This window comes from Aquiflexum sp. TKW24L (assembly GCF_023502205.1).
Classification (GTDB): Bacteria; Bacteroidota; Bacteroidia; order Cytophagales; family Cyclobacteriaceae; genus Cognataquiflexum.
Window position 1 is genome coordinate 52,063 of the sequence record NZ_JAMFLG010000017.1, and the last position, 20,282, is coordinate 72,344.

Sequence of the window (20,282 nt, forward strand, 5' to 3'; positions counted from 1 at the left end):
ATCTTTTAAATCAATGACGACAACGATAAAAAATAATTTACTTGATTCCATTCTAAGTCAAGTGGTTAGCAATCCTTCTTTCTCTGAATTAAGAGCGACTAGCAGATTGTTACTCGAAAAAAATGGACTTCCAGCTATAAAGGAAGAAGAATATAAATTCACAGGGATCACCAAAAAACTGGAGAACTCAATTTCTGATTTTTCCCTTGCAAAAAAATCTGATTTGAACTCTAAAACGGTTCAATCCCATGTTTTTGAAGGATTTGAAGGTGATATTTTGGTTTTCAATAACGGTTTTTATGACAAAGAATTATCGTCTGTTTCGCAAAATGGATACATATTTTCTTTGATTACAGATGCCAAACCTGAGCTGTTGGGAAAAATAGCAGCTAAAGAAAAGGATCCTTTTGTGGCGCTCAACAATGCCTCCTTCCAGGATGGGGTGTATTTGAAAATTCCTAAAAATCAAAAAGTAGAAAATCCAATCCTTTTCCTTTTTCTTAATCAATCAAATGGTGGGCAGGTCATCCAGCCTAGAATTTTGATTGAAGTTGAGGAGAATGCTGAGGTTACCTTTTTGGAGGACAATATTTCTTTAGATGACAAAGCTTATTTCAGCAACACAGTGACTGAAATCAAAGTGGGACAAAACTCCCAAGTTCACTACAACAGACTTCAAAACGAAAGTAAAAACGCAATTTCCGTCAATAACACTGAAACAGACATCCACCGAGATGCTGTTTTCACTTCTGTAGTGGTTTCTCTTTCCGGGGATATGGTGAGGAATAACCTCAGCTTAAATCTTCTTGATTCAGGTTGCGAAGGAAATATGTACGGGTTATACCTTTTGAATGGGAAGACCCATGTCGACAACCACACCAATGTGGACCATACCAAGCCACATGCCCAATCCAATGAATTGTATAAAGGGGTATTGGCTGACAGCTCCCGTGGAGTTTTCAATGGCAAAATCTTCGTGAGGCAAGATGCCCAAAAAACAAATGCTTTTCAGCAAAATAACAACATCCTACTGTCTGAAGACGCGATTGTCAATACCAAGCCGCAATTGGAAATCTGGGCTGATGATGTCAAATGCTCCCATGGTTGCACCACAGGTCAATTGGATGAAGAAGCCTTGTTCTATTTAAGAGCAAGAGGTTTGGGCAAAGAACAAGCTAGAGGAATGTTGCTATATGCTTTTACGGGCGAAGTCATGGACCACATTTCCGATGAAGCATTTCAAAACCATGTTGTAAATATTGTCCAAACTCGGTTGGGAAGTAATTTTTGATAAAAAGTCATGTCATTGAATATAGAAGAAATCAGAGCAATGTTTCCCGTCCTCCATCAAGAGGTCAACGGTAAACCTTTGATCTATTTTGACAATGCAGCGACTACCCAAAAGCCCCAATCTGTACTTGACTCACTTACAGGTTATTATGAAAAGGACAACTCCAATATCCACAGGGGTGCGCATACATTAGCTGATAGAGCTACCCGATATTATGAAGAGACAAGAGAAGGAGTAAAAAACTTTATCAATGCCAATGAAAGTGCGGAAGTGATTTTTACGAAAGGCACTACAGAGAGCATCAATTTAGTTGCTTCTTCTTATGGCAGGAAATTCATTACCAAAGGGGACGAAATTATCATTTCAACCTTGGAACATCACTCTAATATCGTACCATGGCAAATGCTATGCGAGGAAAAAGAGGCTACTTTGAAGATTATCCCGATCAATGATAGGGGTGAAATTCTTTTAGAAGAATTTGAAAACCTGCTTTCTGATAAGACAAAATTTGTAAGCATCGTTCATGTTTCCAATGCATTGGGTACTATAAACCCTGTCAAAAAAATCATCAAAAAAGCGCATCAAGTTGGCGCCATGGTCCTTTTGGACGGCGCCCAATCGACCAACCACTTGGATATTGATGTTCAGGATTTGGACTGTGATTTCCTTGCTTTTTCAGCGCACAAATTATATGGACCCACAGGTTTGGGGATTTTATACGGTAAAAGAAGCCTTTTGGAAATCATGCCTCCTTATCAAGGTGGTGGTGAGATGATCAAAGAGGTCACTTTTGCCAAAACAACCTACAATGAAATCCCTTTCAAATTTGAAGCCGGTACGCCTAATATTGCCGATGTAATTGCCTTTCAGAAGGCTCTTGATTTTATTTCCTTTATTGGGAAATCAAATATCAAAAAACATGAAGATGAGTTGCTTGACCATGCAAACGAAGCTTTTGGACAGATCAAAGGATTTGTTCCTGTAGGCACAGCCGCAGAGAAAGTAAGTGTTGTTTCATTTAACATCAATGGAATGCATCCTTTTGATGTGGGTGTGATGCTTGATGCAAACGGAATCGCAGTAAGGACAGGGCATCATTGTACACAGCCTCTCATGCAACGATTAGGCCTCGAAGGAACTGTAAGGGCCTCATTTTCTGTTTACAATACCAAATCAGAAATTGATCAAATGGCGTTAAGCTTAGCGAAAATAGCCAAAATCAAAAATAAATGAGCAGTATCCAGGACATACAGAACGAAATCATCGAGGAATTCGAGATTTTGGGAGAGGATAAAGAATCCACCATCTATTATATCATGGAACTTGGAGGTCAATTACCAAAATTTCCCGAGGAGGAAAGAGTAGACGAAAACATCATCAAAGGCTGTCAATCCAAAGTGTGGCTGGCTACGAGAGAAAACGGGGATAAAATCCAGTACTTGGCGGATTCCAATACCGACATTACCAAAGGACTCATCAGCTTATTGATCCGGGTGCTTTCAGGTAGAACACCTCAGGAAATACTGAAAGCCGACCTTGACTTTATTGACAAAATCGGCATGGGGAATATCATCGGTTCACAAAGATCAAACGGCCTGTCGGCTATGATCAAGCAAATGAAATTATACGCTTTGGCCTATCAAGCCAAGCAAAATGTATAAAAATATGTCAGAGACCACACAAGAAGTAAAGGAAATACCTTCGCAAGAACTTAAGGAAAAAGTAATCAATGCGATCAAGCAAGTGTATGATCCTGAGATTCCTGTTGACGTGTATGATTTGGGTTTGATATATGAAATCAGCATCTATCCTGTCAACAATGTATATATCATGATGACCCTTACTTCACCCAATTGCCCTTCGGCGGAATTTATTCCCTCAGAGGTCAAGAATAAAATCCAGCAAATCCAAGGTATCAACCACGTGGAATTGGAACTGACATTTGACCCACCATATTCCCAGGACATGATGTCCGAAGCAGCCAAACTTGAATTAGGTTTTCTTTAAAAATAAAAAATTAAAAAAATATGTACCCAGAGGAATTAATTGCTCCCATGCGTTCTGAACTGACCAATGTTGGTTTTCAGGAATTCAGAACAGCCGAAGAAGTGGATAACCATTTGAAAGACCACAAAGGAACCACTTTCATTGTCATCAACTCTGTATGTGGCTGCGCTGCCGGTGCTGCAAGGCCCGGAATCAGGTTGGCTTTGGATCAAAGCGACATCAAGCCTGATGTATTGGCTACTGTTTTTGCAGGAAATGATTCAGCTGCTGTCGCAAAAGTACGGCAACATCATCTGCCTTATCCTCCCTCCTCCCCCGCTATGGCTTTGTTCAAAGACGGGGAATTAGTCCACTTCATAGAAAGACATCACATCGAAGGAAGAAATTCCAAAATGATTGGCGAACATCTCGTTGAGGTTTTCGAACACTTCTGTAAATAAAATTAGCCCTACGGGGCTTTTTTTATGCTTAATTAATTTTCTTTGGTCAAATGTTATTTGCAAAACATAAAACTGTTATTATTCCCTACAACATGAAAATTATTGGGAATTCCATAAAAAAAACTTAGAATTAGCTTGTTGTTTTCTCTTTCATTCAAAGAAAAATAAGATAAATTCACAATCTTTAATTTGCGATTGATGTAATTAAACATGTAAAAAATACACGTTTTTACTAACTTAAGCGCAGCAATGAAAGATGATCATATTGATACGATAAATAGATAAAACAAAAACAATACTTATGTCCGAAACCGTTAAGTTTTCATATGGAGGAAAAGATTTTGAACTCCCAATTATTGAAGGAACTGAGAATGAAAAAGCTATTGACATAGCAAAATTAAGGGCTCAGACCGGATTGATAACAATTGACCCAGGATTTAAAAATACAGGTTCAACAACAAGTTCAATCACATTTTTGGATGGTGAACTTGGTATCCTAAGATATAGAGGATATAATATAGAGGAACTTGCTGAAAAATCAACTTTCCTGGAGGTAGCCTATCTATTGATCTATGGCGACTTGCCGACCCAACATCAATATGAAAAGTTCACAAGAGAAATCACCACCCACACTTTGGTGCATGAAGATATCAAGAAAATCCTCGAAGGATTTCCTTCTAACTCCCATCCCATGGGAGTGTTATCATCATTGATATGTTCTTTGACTGCATTTTATCCTGAATCTTTGGATCCCAATCGAAATGAAGATGCAGTTAATCTTAGCATTGTCAGACTACTAGCCAAAATGCCGACTTTCGCAGCATGGGCTTTCAAAAATGAAGTAGGCCATCCGGTAAACTATCCTGACAACAGTTTAGATTATTGCTCCAACTTTTTGAAAATGATGTTTGCTTTACCCGCAGAGAAATATGATGTTGATCCCATTGTGGCAAAAGCATTGGATCAGCTTCTTATCTTGCATGCAGACCACGAACAAAACTGCTCTACTTCTACAGTGAGGATCGTAGGTTCATCTCAAGCAAGTATCTTTGCCTCAATTTCGGCAGGAATCAACGCACTTTGGGGTCCACTTCACGGTGGTGCCAATCAAGCGGTAATTGAAATGCTTGAGCAAATTAAGGCTGATGGAGGAGACACTAAAAAATTCCTTGACAAAGCAAAAGACAAAAACGATCCTTTCAGATTGATGGGATTTGGTCACAGAGTTTATAAAAACTTTGATCCTAGGGCAAAAATAATCAAAAAAGCAGCTGACGATGTTCTTTTAAAATTGGGAGTAAAAGATCCGGTTTTAGAAATTGCAAAAGAACTCGAATATGCAGCATTAAATGACCAATATTTCGTAGAAAGGAACTTATATCCTAACGTGGATTTCTATTCCGGAATCATTTATAGAGCATTGGGAATTCCTACAGATATGTTTACCGTCCTTTTTGCCATGGGCCGTCTACCAGGGTGGATCGCTCAATGGAAAGAAATGAGACATAATGGCGAACCAATCGGAAGACCGCGTCAAATTTACACAGGCGCTGTAGATAAACATTATGTTTCTATGAACAAACGAGGCTAAGCAAACTTTCAGTGAATTTTTAAAGCTCCAAACTTTAAGTGCAAAACTTAAGTTTGGAGTTTTCTCTTTTAAGAGTTATTCAGCTATTAAAATCGCATTCCAATCTAAAAACAAATCACTATTCTTTATCTATATTTGGAAACTTTAAATTAAAATCGAGTTTACTTATGGAAGCAAACACACTTGAATCAGCAGTCGCGTTGACTAAAAAATTTACAAGCAAACCATCAAACGAAGAACTTCTAAAACTTTACAGCCTTTACAAACAAGCAACCGAGGGTGATAACAAAGAAGAAAGACCTGGAGGATTTGACTTTGTAGCAGCTGCAAAATACAATTCTTGGTCGGCTTTAAATGGAAAATCCAAAGAAGATGCGACTTCAGAATACGTAGATTTGGTCAATACACTAGCAACAAAATATATGTAATTCGTATCGAAATTACCCGAAACAGAATAATAATTTAAAAAAAGCTTATTTTTTTGGAAGATATTCTAAAATCTTTGAATCCAAGCTTGCGGGCTAAAGATATTTATATTACCTTTGCACCCGAATAATAATATAATATTTTTCTAACCGTGGGTTTCCTTACTGTCGCTTGACTTGGGTTGATTCAAAGAAATACATGGTCTAGAAGAAGTAAGGAAACATTTCATGGAAAAAGAATTAACATTCTCAGACCTTGGGATTTCAGAAGAAATCCTCAAGGCGGTGGAAGACATGGGTTATACCCAACCTTCTACCATTCAATCACAATCTATCCCTTTTTTATTGGAAGGAAAAGACGTCATCGGACAAGCCCAGACGGGAACCGGCAAGACAGCAGCTTTTGGTATTCCAATAATCGATAAGGTTGATGCAAGCAGTAAAAAACCACAAGCTTTGATCCTTTGCCCTACACGTGAACTTGCAGTTCAGGTAGAAGGTGAAATCGTGAAACTTGCCAAATACAAAAGAGGAATTTCCTCAACTTGTATATATGGCGGTGACTCTATGGACAGGCAGGTTAGAGACCTCAAAAGAGGTGTTCAGATCGTGGTAGGTACTCCAGGTAGGATCATGGACCATATGGACCGTGGTACTTTAAAATTAGAAAATGTCGGCATCATCGTTTTAGATGAAGCAGACGAAATGCTTGACATGGGTTTCAGAGATGATATCGAAAACATCCTTAGCGAATGTCCTGAAGAAAGACAAACAATCTTCTTTTCAGCGACCATGCCCAAGCCAATCATGGACTTGACGAGAAAATATCAGAAAAATCCTGAGATCGTTAAAGTACTTAGAAAAGAACTCACTGTTGAGAATATTTCTCAAGTATATTATGAAGTAAAGTCCGCCCTTAAAATTGAATTGATGACCAGGCTGATCAGCTTGAACCAATTCAACTTGGGTATCGTGTTCTGTAACACCAAAAGGGTAACAGACGAAGTTACTGAGGAACTTTTGGCTCGTGGAATTGCTGCTGAAGCACTTCACGGTGACCTATCTCAGGCACAGAGAACAAAAGTAATGGCCAAGTTCAGAAAAGGACAAGTTTCTATTTTGGTTGCAACAGACGTAGCAGCCCGAGGAATCGACGTAGATGATGTAGAAGTTGTATTCAACTTTGATCTTCCTTTGGACGAAGACAACTACGTACACAGAATCGGAAGAACCGGCCGCGCAGGCAAATCAGGTGCTGCTATCAGTTTTGTGACAGGTAGAAAAGACATGTTTAGGGTAAAGGATCTGGAGAAATTCATCAAGACATCCATCACTAAAATGGCTCCTCCATCTGTTGCTGATTTGATTGAGTTGAAAAAAACACAATTGATCAAAGACGTATACAGACAACTGAATAAGGTTGAAGACAATAGCTTCTATGAAGATACTATCGGTCAGATGCTAACTGAAGGATTGACTTTGGAGCAGATTGTCCTAGGATTTGCCAAAATCCAAATGGCTGATGCTGTACACGAAATGGAAGATCAAAACTTTGATCTAGACCTTGGAAGAGGTGGAGAAAGAAGTGGAGACAGAGGCGGAAGAAGACCTGAAGGAAGAGATTTTGGAAGAGGAAGAGAAAGAGACAGAGATTCAGGTCGTAGCGGAAGCAGAGAGCGTGGTGGTAGATTCGAAAGAAGCGATAGAGGCGATAGACCTGAAAGAGCCGACAGACCTGAAAGAAGTGACCGACCAGACAGAGGCGAAAGAAGTGAAAGATCTTCTGACCGTGGACCTGCAAGGGAAAAAGGAGTTAGAGAACCGGGAATGGCCCGTCTTTTCCTAAACCTTGGAAAGAAAGACAGAATCAGACCAAATGATATCGTAGGAGCCATCGCAGGCGAGACTGGAGTACCGGGAAGAAGCATTGGTGGTATTGATATCTTTGACAACTTCTCTTTTGTAGATGTACCATCCAAAGATGCTGAGCACGTGATCAAAGTGATGAAAAACAATACCATCAAAGGTATTACCGTCAACATGGAAATCTCAAAGGCTTAATCTTTAAATTACAAAGTTTAGAATGTTAATATTCGAAAGCGCAATCTCTTAGAGATTGCGCTTTTTTTATTTGCAATGCCTGATGGAATAAGATGAATATGTATTTTAGCAAATAATACTTGAAGACAATGCAGCTTTTCTTTCATGAAAACATAACTGAGAACACATTCTATCTAGATCAAGAAGAATCAAAACATCTGATCAAGGTTTTGAGAAAAATCCAAGGCGATAAAGTAGATTTTACGGATGGTCAGGGATATTTGTATCAATCTGTTATCATAGATGACAATCCAAAAAAGGCAGGAATCAAAGTTCTTAAAAGGCTTTTTGATCCAGAAGACGATTACTACATCCACTTGGCCATCTGCCCTACCAAAAACCCTGACAGGATGGAATGGATGATGGAAAAAATCACTGAAATAGGTGTCCATGAAATCACCATGATGGAATCTGAACATTCTGAAAGGTCTTTCCTGAAACTTGACAGATTGGAAAAGAAAATTGTGGCAGCATGCAAGCAAAGTTTGAAAACAAGGATTCCTAAATTGAATCCAATCTGCCACATGAAGGATCTAGTAATCAATCCAAAATTTGATACTTACCAGCGGTTTATCGCATATGTAGATAAGGACAATAATCATCATCTATTTGAAAAAGCGAAACCAAATAGCGCTTACCTAGTTTTGATAGGACCTGAGGGTGATTTTGCCCCAAAGGAAATAGACCTTGCTTTTAAAAATTTCTTTATTCCCTGTTCCTTGGGAAAAAGCAGGCTAAGGACTGAGACTGCGGGATTAGCAGCAGTCCATACTCTTCAATTAATAAATAACCTACATCCTTTATGAAAAATTGGTACTTAATAATTCTAGCAATTTTTATAATTTCCTGTCAGGTAAATTCAGTAGAAAATTCCGAGGCTGTTGGAGAAGAAGGTTGGTTGAAAGGGACCAATGAGGAAAAAATGGAGGAAGTTGCCCATCAGCTTGGAGGATTCAGCAGGACAATGGTAGAAGTATCCTATCGCTACTCAGAATTGTATTGGGCAGGAATGGATGAAAACTGGGGATATGCAGACCATCAAGTGGAGCACATAATTGAAGCTTTGGAAGATGGGGTTAAAAGAAGACCTGTAAGAAGTGCCTCTGCCGAAAGTTTTATGAAGGAGACAATTCCAAATTTTGAAGAAATAATAGCCAAGAAGGACAAGGATGCTTTTTTAAAAGGGTTTACGGTTTTAACTTCAGCTTGCAATGCGTGCCATGCGAAGGAAGGAGAATCTTATATCACGATCCAAACACCGGAAATAAGGACATCTCCTGTGAGATTTTAGATCAAAAAATTACTGATTATGTTTTAATTGATGGTTACAAAAATCTAATTTTACCAGTACACAAAAAATAAAAATAATTGGAATCACCTCGGATGGAATGTGAAGAAAATACGGTTGTAAGGCCTACAGAAGCAGAAATAGTTGATAATAGGCTTACTATCCTTCTCTCTACTGATGAGGACGATGGACGGCCTGTCTATCTATCGGGAAATTTCAATCACTGGATTACCCAAGATAATAAATACCTGATGGATAAACTTTCTACAGGAAAGTATAAATTCACTTTTCCTGTTGACTTTTTATATCCCGCCGAATTGGTTTACAAATTCACCAAGGGGGATTGGTCAGAAGTTGAAATTGACAAATTTGAAAACAAAACCCCAAACAGATTCTGTAAGAAAAAATCAGGAATCCAGGAAGAACATGTAGCTAAATGGCGACAAAATTGGCTTCCCTACAGACCAAGCCAATTGCCTCAGGTTCACTTGATTTCCGAAGAATTTGAGATTCCCCAACTCAACAAAACAAGAAAGGTTTGGGCGCTTCTTCCCCATGATTACAATACTTCAGAGGATCATTACCCTGTCCTTTACCTACAGGATGCCCAAAACCTATTCAATGAGAATTCACCTTTCGGTAACTGGCAAATCGATAAAAAACTTGCTGTCATGTCAGATTACGGAATTGGTAAGATTATTATCATCGCGATTGAACATGCAGATAAAGAAAGGGTTTTGGAATATAATTTTGGCAAAACCCTATTAGGTAAAGGTCAGGGAAAAGAATATATCCGATTTCTGACAGACACCTTAAAACCCTTTGTTGACAAAAATTTCCGAACCAAACCCGAAAGGGAATCAACCGGTATTGGAGGAAGTTCTATGGGAGGATTGGTGAGTTTATTCAGTGGGTTGATATATCCAGAAGTATATGGAAAGCTCATGATCTTCTCCCCTTCCCTCTGGGTAATCCCAAAAATCAAATTTTCTTTCTTGGATTTCTTTGACCCGATGGAAACCAAAATATACCTATATGCCGGTGGACAAGAAAGTGTGACAATGGTCTCCCATATCAAAAAATTTAAGAAAAGACTCCTTAAAAGAAATACACTGGCGGAGAAAATGGAAATCCAACTCAGTATCAATGAGAAGGGAAAACACAGTGAGACTTTTTGGAGTGATGAGTTTCCAAAAGCTATAGAATGGCTTTTCTTCAGTAATCGAAAAGGTGACATCTAGAAAATCAAATTTTAAGGTCAATAGATAGCCAAACTTTCATATAAATTCTTACCTTTTTAAAAATCATAAATCAGAACCTGTAGTTGCACTTGTTGTAGGTCTTATGGTCGTCATGATTTCAATAACCCAAACAGGATTAACCCTAACCATTTTCACATTTACAAATGAAAATAACTACCGTAAAATCTTCTGAAAATTTCAAAGGCTTGGTCATCATTCCTTTTTTTGAAAAAGAAGAAAGTGAACAAGCCTTTTCTTTTGAGTCATTCAGGATTTCCAAAAATCTGTTTTCCGGAAAAAAAGACAGCCAATTCATAGTAGAAGATAAGGATTCCGATCAGGTCTTTCTTATGGTTGGACTTGGAAAAGAACCGAATTACAAAACTATCAAGACAGCATTCAGACGATTGACCGCTAAACAGGAACATCTCTTTGAAAAAAAGGTGTTGGTAAGGCTAAATGAAGGAATGGGTTCAGATTTTATTGAAGCGGCAGTTTCAGGATTACTGCTTGGAACCTACCGACTAGGTCACTATAAGCAAACGGAAAAAGGGCCTAAAAACTGGTCAAAGGTCAATATCTCTGTTTTGTCAGAAGATAAGGAATCAAAAAAAGCAATTGAAAAAGGCCAAAAAATTGCAGAAGCCCAGATCGAAACATTCAATTTAGTGGATTTGCCCCCTAATAAAGTCACGCCAAAATACCTTGCAGATTGGGCAGAGGATGCCGGGAAAAAGTTTGGCTTTGATGTCAAAGTCCTTGACAGAAAGAAAGCTGAAAAAGAAAACCTAAAAGCATTTTTGGCGGTGGGTCAGGGAAGCCATAGAGAACCCCAGTTTATCATCATGAAATACAAGTCCAAAGCCGCAAAACAACATATTGGGTTGGTGGGCAAAGGAGTCACATTTGATACCGGTGGATTGAATATCAAAACCCAGGGCATGGTTCAGATGAAATGCGACATGGGTGGTGCCGCTACTGTTTTAGGTGCTATGCAATTGATTGCTGACCTCAAATTGGCGGTAAACGTCACCGCAATTGTTCCCTGTGTTGAAAATGCCATTGACAGCCACTCATTTTTGCCTTCTGATGTCATAGGAAGCTATAGTGGCAAAACTATAGAGGTCATCGATACCGATGCCGAGGGAAGGTTGATTTTGGCCGATGGCCTCTCCTACTTGATCCAAAATTTCAAACCTGATACAGTGATTGATTTTGCTACTTTGACAGGAAGTGCAGTCGGAACTTTTGGCTATGAGTGTGCAGCGTTGTTTTCCAAAAATGAAGCTTTGCTAAAAAATCTTCAGCAATGCGGTGAAAGTATTGGCGAAAGGCTGTGGCCACTACCGATGTGGGATGAATACAAAACCGAGATGGATTCCGAAATTGCGGATATTAAAAATTTCCATGGCAAGCCCATTGCCGGTGCCATTACAGCAGCCAAGTTTTTGGAATATTTCACAGACAGTCATACCTCATGGGCACATATAGACATTGCTGGAACTGCATTCGGTGATTCTGAATTTGCAAAAACAAAGCATGCCACTGCATATGGTGTACATTTATTGATTAAATTGTTAGAAAATCTTTAGACCATGGAAGATAGCCCTAAGACCTTTTTATGCATTTCCAATTATTATAAAGGAAGTGCATTTTTGATCGCCCTGAAAAAAGCAGGAAACAAAGTGTATTTGATTACCTCAGAAAAACTCAAGGAAAACAACTGGCCAAGGAATTATATCGATGAAATATTCTTTATGCCGGGTCAGGATTTGGACTGGGATCTTGAAACTTTATTGACCGGAGTGGCCGGTCTGATGAAAGGAGTAAAAATTGACGCAATTGCTGCTCTGGATGACTATGATGTTGAAAAAGCAACTTTCTTGCGTGAAAATCTTCGTATTCCCGGAATGGGACAAACAACCGGAAGGTATTTTAGAGACAAACTCGCCATGAGAAAAAGGGCACAGGAAGCTGGAGTTTTGGTACCCGCTTTTTCAGCACTATTCAATGATGCGGAGGTGAATCACTTTGCAGATAATGTAGCGCCACCTTGGGTACTAAAACCAAGATCTGAAGCATCCGCGCACGGCATCATCAAAGTACATGATAAGGAAAGCTTGTGGCAAAATATCCATGAAATGGGAGATAACCGGCTAAGGTATCTGGTGGAGCAATTTAAACCGGGTGATGTCTATCATGCTGATGGGCTCAATCTGGATGGGAAAAACATCTTTTGTACCATTTCACGATACCTTGCTACGCCGATGGAGATTTCACAGGGAGGAGGGATTTTCAGAAGCGCCAATGTTCCATATGGTTCAGATGATGACAATTCAATGAGGTTAGCAAACCAACTTGTCATGAAGGCCTTTGGGATGAAAAACGGTGCTAGCCATACTGAATTCATCAAAGGAAAAGAAGATGGAAAAATATACTTTTTAGAAACATCCTCTAGAGTTGGCGGAGCCCATCTTGCCGAAATGGTAGAAGGTGCCTCCAACATCAACCTATGGACCGAATGGGCAAAAATCGAAGACTCTGTAGTGAAATGTAGTAAATACACCTTACCTAAGGTAAAAAAAGGCTATGCGGGAATTGTCTTGACTTTGTCCAAATTCCAAGACCCAGATCTGTCCGCTTTCAATGATCCTGAAGTTTGTTTCAGAGTTCCTTTGGACTATCATGCCGGCCTAATCGTCAAGTCTAACAAGCATGAAAGGGTGAGGGAATTATTGGATGATTATGCAGAAAGAATGAGCCACAGCCTTTCAAATGTGGTAGAAATGGAAAAAGTGAAAAAATTCCATTAATGATAAGCATTTAATGGTCAGGAATGGAAATGACATTCCTGACCATTATTTTTTTCAGTTTTTTACTTTTTTCGTTTTCCTTGTGGAATCACATTTGATTTGGTTAGTATCAAAGTAATTTTAAAAAAAATTCTTAGCATCATGATCAAAAAATATTCGCTCGCAGTTTTGGTAATACTCCTTCTTCAGCATCCCCTATTTTCCCAAGTGGATACCATTGAGGTTTTCAGTAAGGCGATGAACAAATCGCTAAAAGGCGCTGTCGTCATGCCTGAAGGATATGCCAAAAGTGACAAATCCTATCCTACGGTCTATTTGCTTCATGGGGGATCAGGATCTTTTTCGGATTGGCATAAGAATACGACTGATCCAAGTCTTTTGCCCAATCTTGCCAATCGGTATGAGGTAATCATTGTCACACCTGGTGTCGGCCCGTCATCCTATTACTATGATAGCCCATTGCTTAATTCTGTCAGGTATGAGACTTATTTCATCAAAGAACTGATCCCATTCATCGATAAAAACTACAGAACAATCAACGACCGGAAATCACGGGCAATTACAGGTTTGTCTATGGGAGGTCACGGATCTTTGATGCTCAGCGCCAAACACCCTGAATTATTCATTATGGCAGGGAGTATGAGCGGGGTGATGAATATTGACACCAGGATGTGGAGAGTGCCTGAAGATTTTAGAAAATTACGCCATGAAGGCCAAAAAGCAATATTAGGGGATATCAGCTATGACTCCCCCTTCACTGAATATACTATTGTGGGCTTGGTAGATCGAATGAAAGAAAACGAAGTTTCCTTACTCATTGATTGTGGGGTAGATGACTTTCTGCTAGATACCAATAGACAAATCCATCAATTGCTACTTGATAACAATACCCCTCACGATTATACAGAAAGGCCCGGTGCCCATACTTGGGAGTATTGGACCGAGGCGCTACCTTTCCACATGCTATTTATCAATCGGGTGTTGATTAAGCAACCATAACTGCTACTTCTGACTCTCTTTGCAATAAAATCTCTTTCAATAACAGAGGGATTTTATCAAAATGTTTGACCTTGTCTACCACAAAATCAAATCCCTGATGAAGGTAAAGTTGCCTTAAGAGAGGTCCGATATTAGATTTACAAAGTACGATTGTGGCATGTGGGTTTAAAGTTTTTACTCTTTCGATGACTTGGTCTGGGGAGAATTTTACTGAACTCATCTTGTAACAGATGTTGACAAAAACGAGGTTTGCTTCTTGATTAATTATTTTTTCCTCCATTGAATCCTGCGAGTAGACCGTCCCAAGATTTTCGACAAAAGGTAAGTGATTCAACATGTCTAGAATCTTAACCGTATTGCTAGGTGCAAAATCGTAAACAATAGCTTTGATGCGAGATTCGTCAGGCTGTAACATATGAGTCATTTATTAACTCAAAATTACATCCTCACCAAACGAAGGATTATAGTCTAAAAAGCGATTCTCATGTAGTTGTTTGTACTACAAATTCAAGCCAATCCATTCTCGAAAACATATCTCAAGATCTCAGCATTATTTTGAAGATGGAGTTTTTCCAAAACCCTCAGCCTATAAGTACTTACTGTACTGACACTTAAACTCAGTTCACGGGCAATTACCGACACTGCCTTCCCAGAGGCGATCAACATCATTATCTCCATTTCTCTGTCAGATAATTTCTCATGGATGAATTCGGGTTCTTCCCCCAAGCTTTCGGCTAAGATTTCTGACACTTTTGGACTGATGTATTTTTTCCCTTCCATTACCTTTTCCACCGCCTTGACGAGTTCATCTCCGGCACTTTCCTTACTCACATACCCGGAGGCACCCGCCTTCAGAGTTCTCAGGGCATAATGTTCTTCAGCCTGCATGCTCAAGATTAAAATGGGTGTCTTTATCCCAGAGTTACGGGCCTGCTTCAACACATCTATGCCATTTCTTCCAGGCATAGAAATATCCAGTACGATGAGGTCCCATTTTTCCTGATTAATTTTTTTCACTGCATCAATGCCAGAGCTCACTTCTTCCGTGAGTATTTTTGGGAAAGCATCTTTGAGCAATTGCACTATTCCTTTTCTGACTATTGGGTGATCATCTGCAATTAAGGCTTTCATATTTTATGGTTTAATATGGAATGAACAGGGTTATTTTGGTACCTTCTCCATGTGCTGACTGAATCTTAAAATCCCCGCCGAAACTTTCCGCCCGCTCCTGCATCCCTAGGATACCGAGTGATTTGGTATCTTTTAAAATTATAGGATCAAAGCCCAATCCATTGTCAAAAATGCTCAGCCACACTCCTTCAGATTTAAAAAACACCCCAACCTTGACATGGCTGCATTTGGAGTGTCTCATGATATTGGTCAGGCATTCCTGAAAAACCCTGAAAACTGCAGTAGCTTTCTGGTTATCCATGGGTTTTTCTACACCTTCATATTGGAAGAAAATGGGGATCCTACCTGACTTGGTAAACTCTTCTGCCTGCCACTCCAATGCTGCAAGGAGTCCAAAATCGTCCAATATTCCAGGCCTTAGATTTCGGGAAATATTCCTTATCGTGCTTACCGTTCTTTCTATCTGCTTCAGGACAACATGCAGCTTTTCCTTAGCAAAATCATCGAGATCAGGACTTTTTTTCAAAATGAAATCAATCTCCATCTTCATTCCTGTAAGTCGCTGCCCTAGTTGATCATGGATCTCACGTGAAAGAAGCGCCCTTTCATCCTCCCTGATTTTTTGCGATTGGGAATTTAGGTTTTTAATAGCCAAATAGTCCTGCCTGTACTTTTCCCCGATTTCTTTTCTCTCTGTAATGTCATCAAAATAAAGAATGACAGAATTACCTTGGCCAAAAATTTTAACCCCCACACAAACTAGCTTTGTACCATCCAACATTTCCACCTCAAGAGAAGAAGTTGAATTATCCGACTTGAATTTCGATACGAGGTCAAAAATCAATGGTTCTATTTTCAGTGTTGAAAATTCCTTTCCACAAACTTTATTTTGATTTACACCAAGAAAAACTGAAGCCTGTTGATTGATGTAAATGATTTTCTCATCCCCATCCAACACCATTAGTCCTGAAGCTACATTGTCCAGAAGTGTAAGAACTTTCAAAGCATCTAATTCATTATTTAACATTTGATTCTTCTATTTATCCATTCAATAGTAATTCAACCTATAATAGTCACGGAAGCCTCTCCCAGTAATTATAAAATTGGGACCAAATCAATAATCAAAGGGTCAATATGGGAATTTCAGCCTGATTTCTTTAAAATTATCTAGAAAGTTAATTAAATCAATCTTTGAGGGCGAGATCGGAAACTAATTGATCGTGTATAAATCCGCCATTTAGCTAAAATGCTGTTGTTTGCAAAAGCCAAATCACTATTTTAGCCCGTCAGTAAATCCAATTCAGAATGCTTAAAAAAACCTTATTATTCATCTCCCTTCTTGGGATATGTTCCCATTCTTTCTCCCAAAGTGAAACCACAAAATGGCAACAGAGGTCCCAAAACACAGAGATTATCAGGGACCAATGGGGCATTCCCCATGTCTATGGAAAAACCGATGCCGATGCTGTTTTTGGGATGGTCTATGCCCAATGTGAGGACGATTTCAACCGGGTTGAAGTCAACTTTATCAATGCCTTGGGCAGAATGGCAGAGGTGGAAGGAAGTAATATGCTATTCAATGACTTCAGGATGAAGCTGTATATCGACGAAGAAGTAGTCAAAAGCGAATACCTGAATTCCCCAGAATGGCTCAAAAAACTGATGGACGCATGGGCCGACGGAATCAATTATTACCTCCATACCCATCCTGAAGTCAAACCCAAATTGCTCACCAAATTTGAACCATGGATGGCCTTGACTTTCAGTGAGGGCAGTATCGGTGGAGATATTGAGACCATTTCCACCAACCAGTTGAAAGCTTTTTATGGAAAAGAACCACTTTCTGACCTTGTTTTGGAAGAGCGGGATTGGGACACTGAACCACGGGGCAGCAATGGTTTTGCAATCGCACCCCAACTTTCGAAAAGTGGAAAGGCGCTGCTTTTGATCAATCCACATACTTCTTTTTACTTCCGTCCTGAGGTGCACATGGTGAGTGAAGAAGGCCTCAATGCCTACGGTGCTGTGACCTGGGGACAGTTTTTTATCTATCAGGGATTCAATGAATACAACGGATGGATACATACTTCCAGCAAAGCCGATGCGATAGACCATTATGCACTGACTGTAGAAAACAGAAAAGGAAAGTACCATTACCAGTTTGGAAAGAAATGGCTTCCCCTGACAGAAAAACAAATCAAACTCAAATACAAAGCCGATGATCAAGTCCTTGAAAAAGAAATCACGGCCTATTACAGCCATCATGGACCTGTAATCAGGGAAGAAAATGGAAAATGGATCGCCATCGCACTGATGGTGGAAAGGGAAAAAGCTTTGATCCAATCATTTTCGAGAACAAAAACCAAAAACCACCAAGAGTTCATGGCCACCATGGCGCTCAAAACCAACTCTTCCAACAATACAGTCTATGCAGATAAAGACGGGAATATCGTCTACTACCACGGAAATTTTATCCCAATAAGAGACCCGAAATTTGATTGGAGAAATATAGTGGATGGCAGCAATCCCGCTACCGATTGGAAAGGACTTCATGAGGTAGAAGAGATGCTTTGGATCAAAAACCCCGAAAACGGATGGATCCAAAATTGTAATTCAGATCCATTTACTGCGGCTGGATCTTTTTCTCCCAAAAGAGAAAATTATCCTGCCTATATGGCTTGGGACGTGGAAAATGCACGGGGACTGAATGCCGTCCGAGTTTTGACTGGTAAAAAGGATTTCACTTTGGAATCCCTGATAGCCACAGCTTATGATCCCAAGCTCATGGCTTTTGAGCCGCTGATTCCTTCCTTGGAAGATGCATATGAAAGATTGTCGGATTCAGATGTCAGAAAAGCAAAACTCAAAGACCCTATGGCGGCGATTTCAAATTGGGACCGAAATACCGGAATCAAATCCGTGGGCACTTCCTTGGCGGTATTTTGGGGAAACCAACTCCTAATGGATGCCAGAGAAATGGACAGGCCTTGGGATGCCTATGTCTTTGATTTTCTTGCCAAAGAAACCTCAGACAATATGAGGCTCGCTGCATTTGAAAAAGCTGTCGATCAATTGACAGCGGATTTTGGCACATGGAATACCCCTTGGGGAGAGATCAACAGGTTTCAGCGTATCACCAATGACATTCAGGGAAGGTTTGACGACAGCTTCCCAAGCTTACCCATCGGTTATAATTCTTCACTTTGGGGTTCATTGGCGGCGTATGGCAGCAGGGCATATCCCAATACGAAGAAATGGTACGGAAATGTCGGCAACAGCTTTGTGGCTGTGGTGGAGTTTGGAGACAAAGTCAAAGCCAAAAGCCTCCTTGCAGGCGGTCAAAGCGGCAATCCCTTCTCTCCCCACTTTGTAGACCAAGCAGAAAGATACAGCCAAGGGGAATTCAAAGAGGTGAGTTTTTATAGGGAAGATGTGCTGAAAAACTCTCGGTATACATACAAGCCGGGGATGAGGGAGTAGTTCTCAGTAGGCTTCGCAGTTGGCAGTGTCTCGACAAATCTTCATTTAACTTTGCGAAATTGAATTACAAATTCAAAATGATAGGAAGGCGTAATTTCAAATTACGCCTAGCGCTGTATTGATCTTTTAAAAGCCAAATATCTCATCCAAATCAAAGCCCTAAAAACCAATCTCCCCGAAAAGCAACTTTATCCATTTGCCTGAAAAATTTAACATCAGAATATTTCTATCTAGGGACCAATACTTCTATATTTAGAACCAAATCAGACTTTTATGAACCAAAACTTCACCTCCACCACCCTGACTGAGTCGGCAGCATTTGACACCGTCACGGTCACCCGCGTGATTCCCACGTATGTCTATGCCACCGTTTTTGCTTCCCTGTGCATCGCTGTCGGATTGCAATGGGACATTTCCTGGCACATGAGTGTGGGTCGGGATGGCTTGTTTTCTCCGCCGCATATTTTGATTTATTTGGGAGCGGTGATCGCAGGTGTGTTTTCGGGGATCAAAGTGTTGAAAACCAGCTTTTGGGGTTCCAAAGAAGAAAAGTCCCAAAGCATCAGATTTTGGGGGATTTTCCATGGATCCTTGGGAGCGATGTTTTGCGTTTGGGGGGCATTTGCGATGTTGACCTCCGCTCCTTTTGATGATTGGTGGCACAATACCTATGGTCTTGATGTAAAAATCCTCTCTCCTCCCCATGCTTTGTTGGGGCTTGGGATGATGATGATCCAATTTGGCGCCATGATCTCTGTGATCGCTGCCCAAAATAAATTGGGAGAAAAAATGGATGCCCGAACCAAATCCCACCTGCAATGGATGTACGCCTTATCCGCAGGGTTTTTGTTGGTGATGGTCTATACGCTCGTGTCTGAGTATTTCTTCTTGAATATGCTTCATGGGGTCTTGCCTTATCAGATCGCCGCATTGATGTTTCCATTGTTTTTGATTTCCATCTCATTTGCCTCTCCTTATCGATTTGCCGCTACCAAAATGGCTTTGATTTATACCTTTGTCATGGCAGCTATGGTATGGATCATGCCCTTGTTTCCTGCCGAACCCAAGCTCAGCCCGGTCTTCAATTACATCACGCGGTTTCAGCCTTTTCATTTTCCCGTTCTCCTGATTGTGCCGGCGATTGCCATTGACTATGCCATCGAAAAATGGAGAAATTCCAACAAGTGGCTTTTGGCAGTCCTACTTTCCCTGATCTTTGTTGTCTGTTTTACTCCTGTACAATGGTATTTTTCTGAAGTTTTGATTTCTGAAATCGGCAGAGGTTGGTTCTTTGGCAGGTTTTCTTGGCCCTATTTTGCCAATCCAAGCTACGAATTCAGGTATCAGTTCAACCCCAATTTCTCTACCTATGGTTGGGATCTGATCAAAGGTCTGGCGATAGCAGTGGGCATTGGAATCCTGACTTCAAGAGTCGGACTTGCTTGGGGCAATTGGATGAAGCAGGTGAAAAGATAG

Annotated in this window: 19 protein-coding genes; 16 read left to right on the forward strand and 3 right to left on the reverse strand. The window is 40.1% G+C overall.

What is annotated here, in order from left to right:
* The first annotated feature begins 13 nt into the window (after positions 1-13).
* The 14 genes from sufD (at position 14) to M3O96_RS12580 (ending at position 14,195) form a co-directional block, all read left to right on the forward strand.
* The gene (sufD, locus tag M3O96_RS12515) at positions 14-1,291 is read left to right on the forward strand and encodes a Fe-S cluster assembly protein SufD (RefSeq protein WP_249720936.1); all 1,278 of its coding nucleotides are present in this window, start codon (positions 14-16) and stop codon (positions 1,289-1,291) included.
* Positions 1,292-1,300: 9 nt separating this feature from the next.
* A complete protein-coding gene (locus M3O96_RS12520; protein ID WP_283773989.1) occupies positions 1,301-2,524 on the forward strand; it encodes a cysteine desulfurase in 1,224 nt (407 codons plus the stop codon).
* The gene (locus tag M3O96_RS12525; RefSeq protein WP_249720937.1) at positions 2,521-2,952 is read left to right on the forward strand and encodes a SufE family protein; all 432 of its coding nucleotides are present in this window, start codon (positions 2,521-2,523) and stop codon (positions 2,950-2,952) included. The genes M3O96_RS12520 and M3O96_RS12525 overlap by 4 nt, the downstream gene beginning before the upstream one ends.
* A gap of 4 nt (positions 2,953-2,956) precedes the next feature.
* Positions 2,957-3,298: an SUF system Fe-S cluster assembly protein gene (locus M3O96_RS12530; RefSeq protein ID WP_249720938.1), complete on the forward strand. Its 342-nt coding sequence runs from the start codon at positions 2,957-2,959 to the stop codon at positions 3,296-3,298.
* Positions 3,299-3,318: 20 nt separating this feature from the next.
* Entirely contained in the window at positions 3,319-3,738 is a 420-nt protein-coding gene (locus M3O96_RS12535; RefSeq protein ID WP_249720939.1) for a BrxA/BrxB family bacilliredoxin, read from the forward strand.
* Positions 3,739-4,039: 301 nt separating this feature from the next.
* Positions 4,040-5,329 carry a citrate synthase gene (locus tag M3O96_RS12540; protein ID WP_249720940.1) on the forward strand — a complete coding sequence of 430 codons (1,290 nt, stop codon included), beginning with the start codon at positions 4,040-4,042 and terminating at the stop codon, positions 5,327-5,329.
* A gap of 167 nt (positions 5,330-5,496) precedes the next feature.
* Entirely contained in the window at positions 5,497-5,757 is a 261-nt protein-coding gene (locus tag M3O96_RS12545) for an acyl-CoA-binding protein (RefSeq protein WP_249720941.1), read from the forward strand.
* Positions 5,758-5,982: 225 nt separating this feature from the next.
* Positions 5,983-7,815, forward strand: a complete 1,833-nt coding sequence (locus M3O96_RS12550; protein ID WP_249720942.1) for a DEAD/DEAH box helicase — start codon at positions 5,983-5,985, stop codon at positions 7,813-7,815.
* A 128-nt stretch (positions 7,816-7,943) separates the two neighbouring features.
* Positions 7,944-8,660 carry a 16S rRNA (uracil(1498)-N(3))-methyltransferase gene (locus M3O96_RS12555; protein ID WP_249720943.1) on the forward strand — a complete coding sequence of 239 codons (717 nt, stop codon included), beginning with the start codon at positions 7,944-7,946 and terminating at the stop codon, positions 8,658-8,660.
* On the forward strand, positions 8,657-9,145 hold the full coding sequence (locus M3O96_RS12560) for a hypothetical protein (protein ID WP_249720944.1): 489 nt from the start codon (positions 8,657-8,659) through the stop codon (positions 9,143-9,145). Before M3O96_RS12555 ends, M3O96_RS12560 begins: the two co-directional genes overlap by 4 nt.
* A 77-nt stretch (positions 9,146-9,222) precedes the next feature.
* Positions 9,223-10,383, forward strand: a complete 1,161-nt coding sequence (locus M3O96_RS12565) for an alpha/beta hydrolase (protein WP_349630845.1) — start codon at positions 9,223-9,225, stop codon at positions 10,381-10,383.
* Between the two features lie 164 nt (positions 10,384-10,547).
* Positions 10,548-11,975 carry a leucyl aminopeptidase family protein gene (locus tag M3O96_RS12570; protein ID WP_249720945.1) on the forward strand — a complete coding sequence of 476 codons (1,428 nt, stop codon included), beginning with the start codon at positions 10,548-10,550 and terminating at the stop codon, positions 11,973-11,975.
* A gap of 3 nt (positions 11,976-11,978) precedes the next feature.
* Positions 11,979-13,196 carry an ATP-grasp domain-containing protein gene (locus tag M3O96_RS12575; RefSeq protein WP_249720946.1) on the forward strand — a complete coding sequence of 406 codons (1,218 nt, stop codon included), beginning with the start codon at positions 11,979-11,981 and terminating at the stop codon, positions 13,194-13,196.
* 141 nt (positions 13,197-13,337) lie between these two features.
* Positions 13,338-14,195 (forward strand): alpha/beta hydrolase, encoded by an 858-nt coding sequence (locus M3O96_RS12580; RefSeq protein ID WP_249720947.1) that lies wholly within the window; start codon positions 13,338-13,340, stop codon positions 14,193-14,195.
* Here the strand turns inward: M3O96_RS12580 and M3O96_RS12585 are convergent.
* From M3O96_RS12585 to M3O96_RS12595, 3 genes are all read right to left on the reverse strand, one after another.
* The gene (locus M3O96_RS12585; protein WP_249720948.1) at positions 14,182-14,619 is read right to left on the reverse strand and encodes a hypothetical protein; all 438 of its coding nucleotides are present in this window, start codon (positions 14,617-14,619) and stop codon (positions 14,182-14,184) included. The two genes, M3O96_RS12580 and M3O96_RS12585, sit on opposite strands and share 14 nt — an antisense overlap.
* 83 nt (positions 14,620-14,702) lie before the next feature.
* A complete protein-coding gene (locus tag M3O96_RS12590; protein ID WP_249720949.1) occupies positions 14,703-15,326 on the reverse strand; it encodes a response regulator in 624 nt (207 codons plus the stop codon).
* Positions 15,327-15,336: 10 nt separating this feature from the next.
* The gene (locus M3O96_RS12595) at positions 15,337-16,353 is read right to left on the reverse strand and encodes a sensor histidine kinase (RefSeq protein ID WP_249720950.1); all 1,017 of its coding nucleotides are present in this window, start codon (positions 16,351-16,353) and stop codon (positions 15,337-15,339) included.
* 278 nt (positions 16,354-16,631) lie between these two features.
* Between M3O96_RS12595 and M3O96_RS12600 the strand changes: the two genes are divergently transcribed.
* Positions 16,632-18,806 (forward strand): penicillin acylase family protein, encoded by a 2,175-nt coding sequence (locus M3O96_RS12600; RefSeq protein ID WP_249720951.1) that lies wholly within the window; start codon positions 16,632-16,634, stop codon positions 18,804-18,806.
* Between the two features lie 273 nt (positions 18,807-19,079).
* Positions 19,080-20,282 carry a hypothetical protein gene (locus M3O96_RS12605; RefSeq protein WP_249720952.1) on the forward strand — a complete coding sequence of 401 codons (1,203 nt, stop codon included), beginning with the start codon at positions 19,080-19,082 and terminating at the stop codon, positions 20,280-20,282.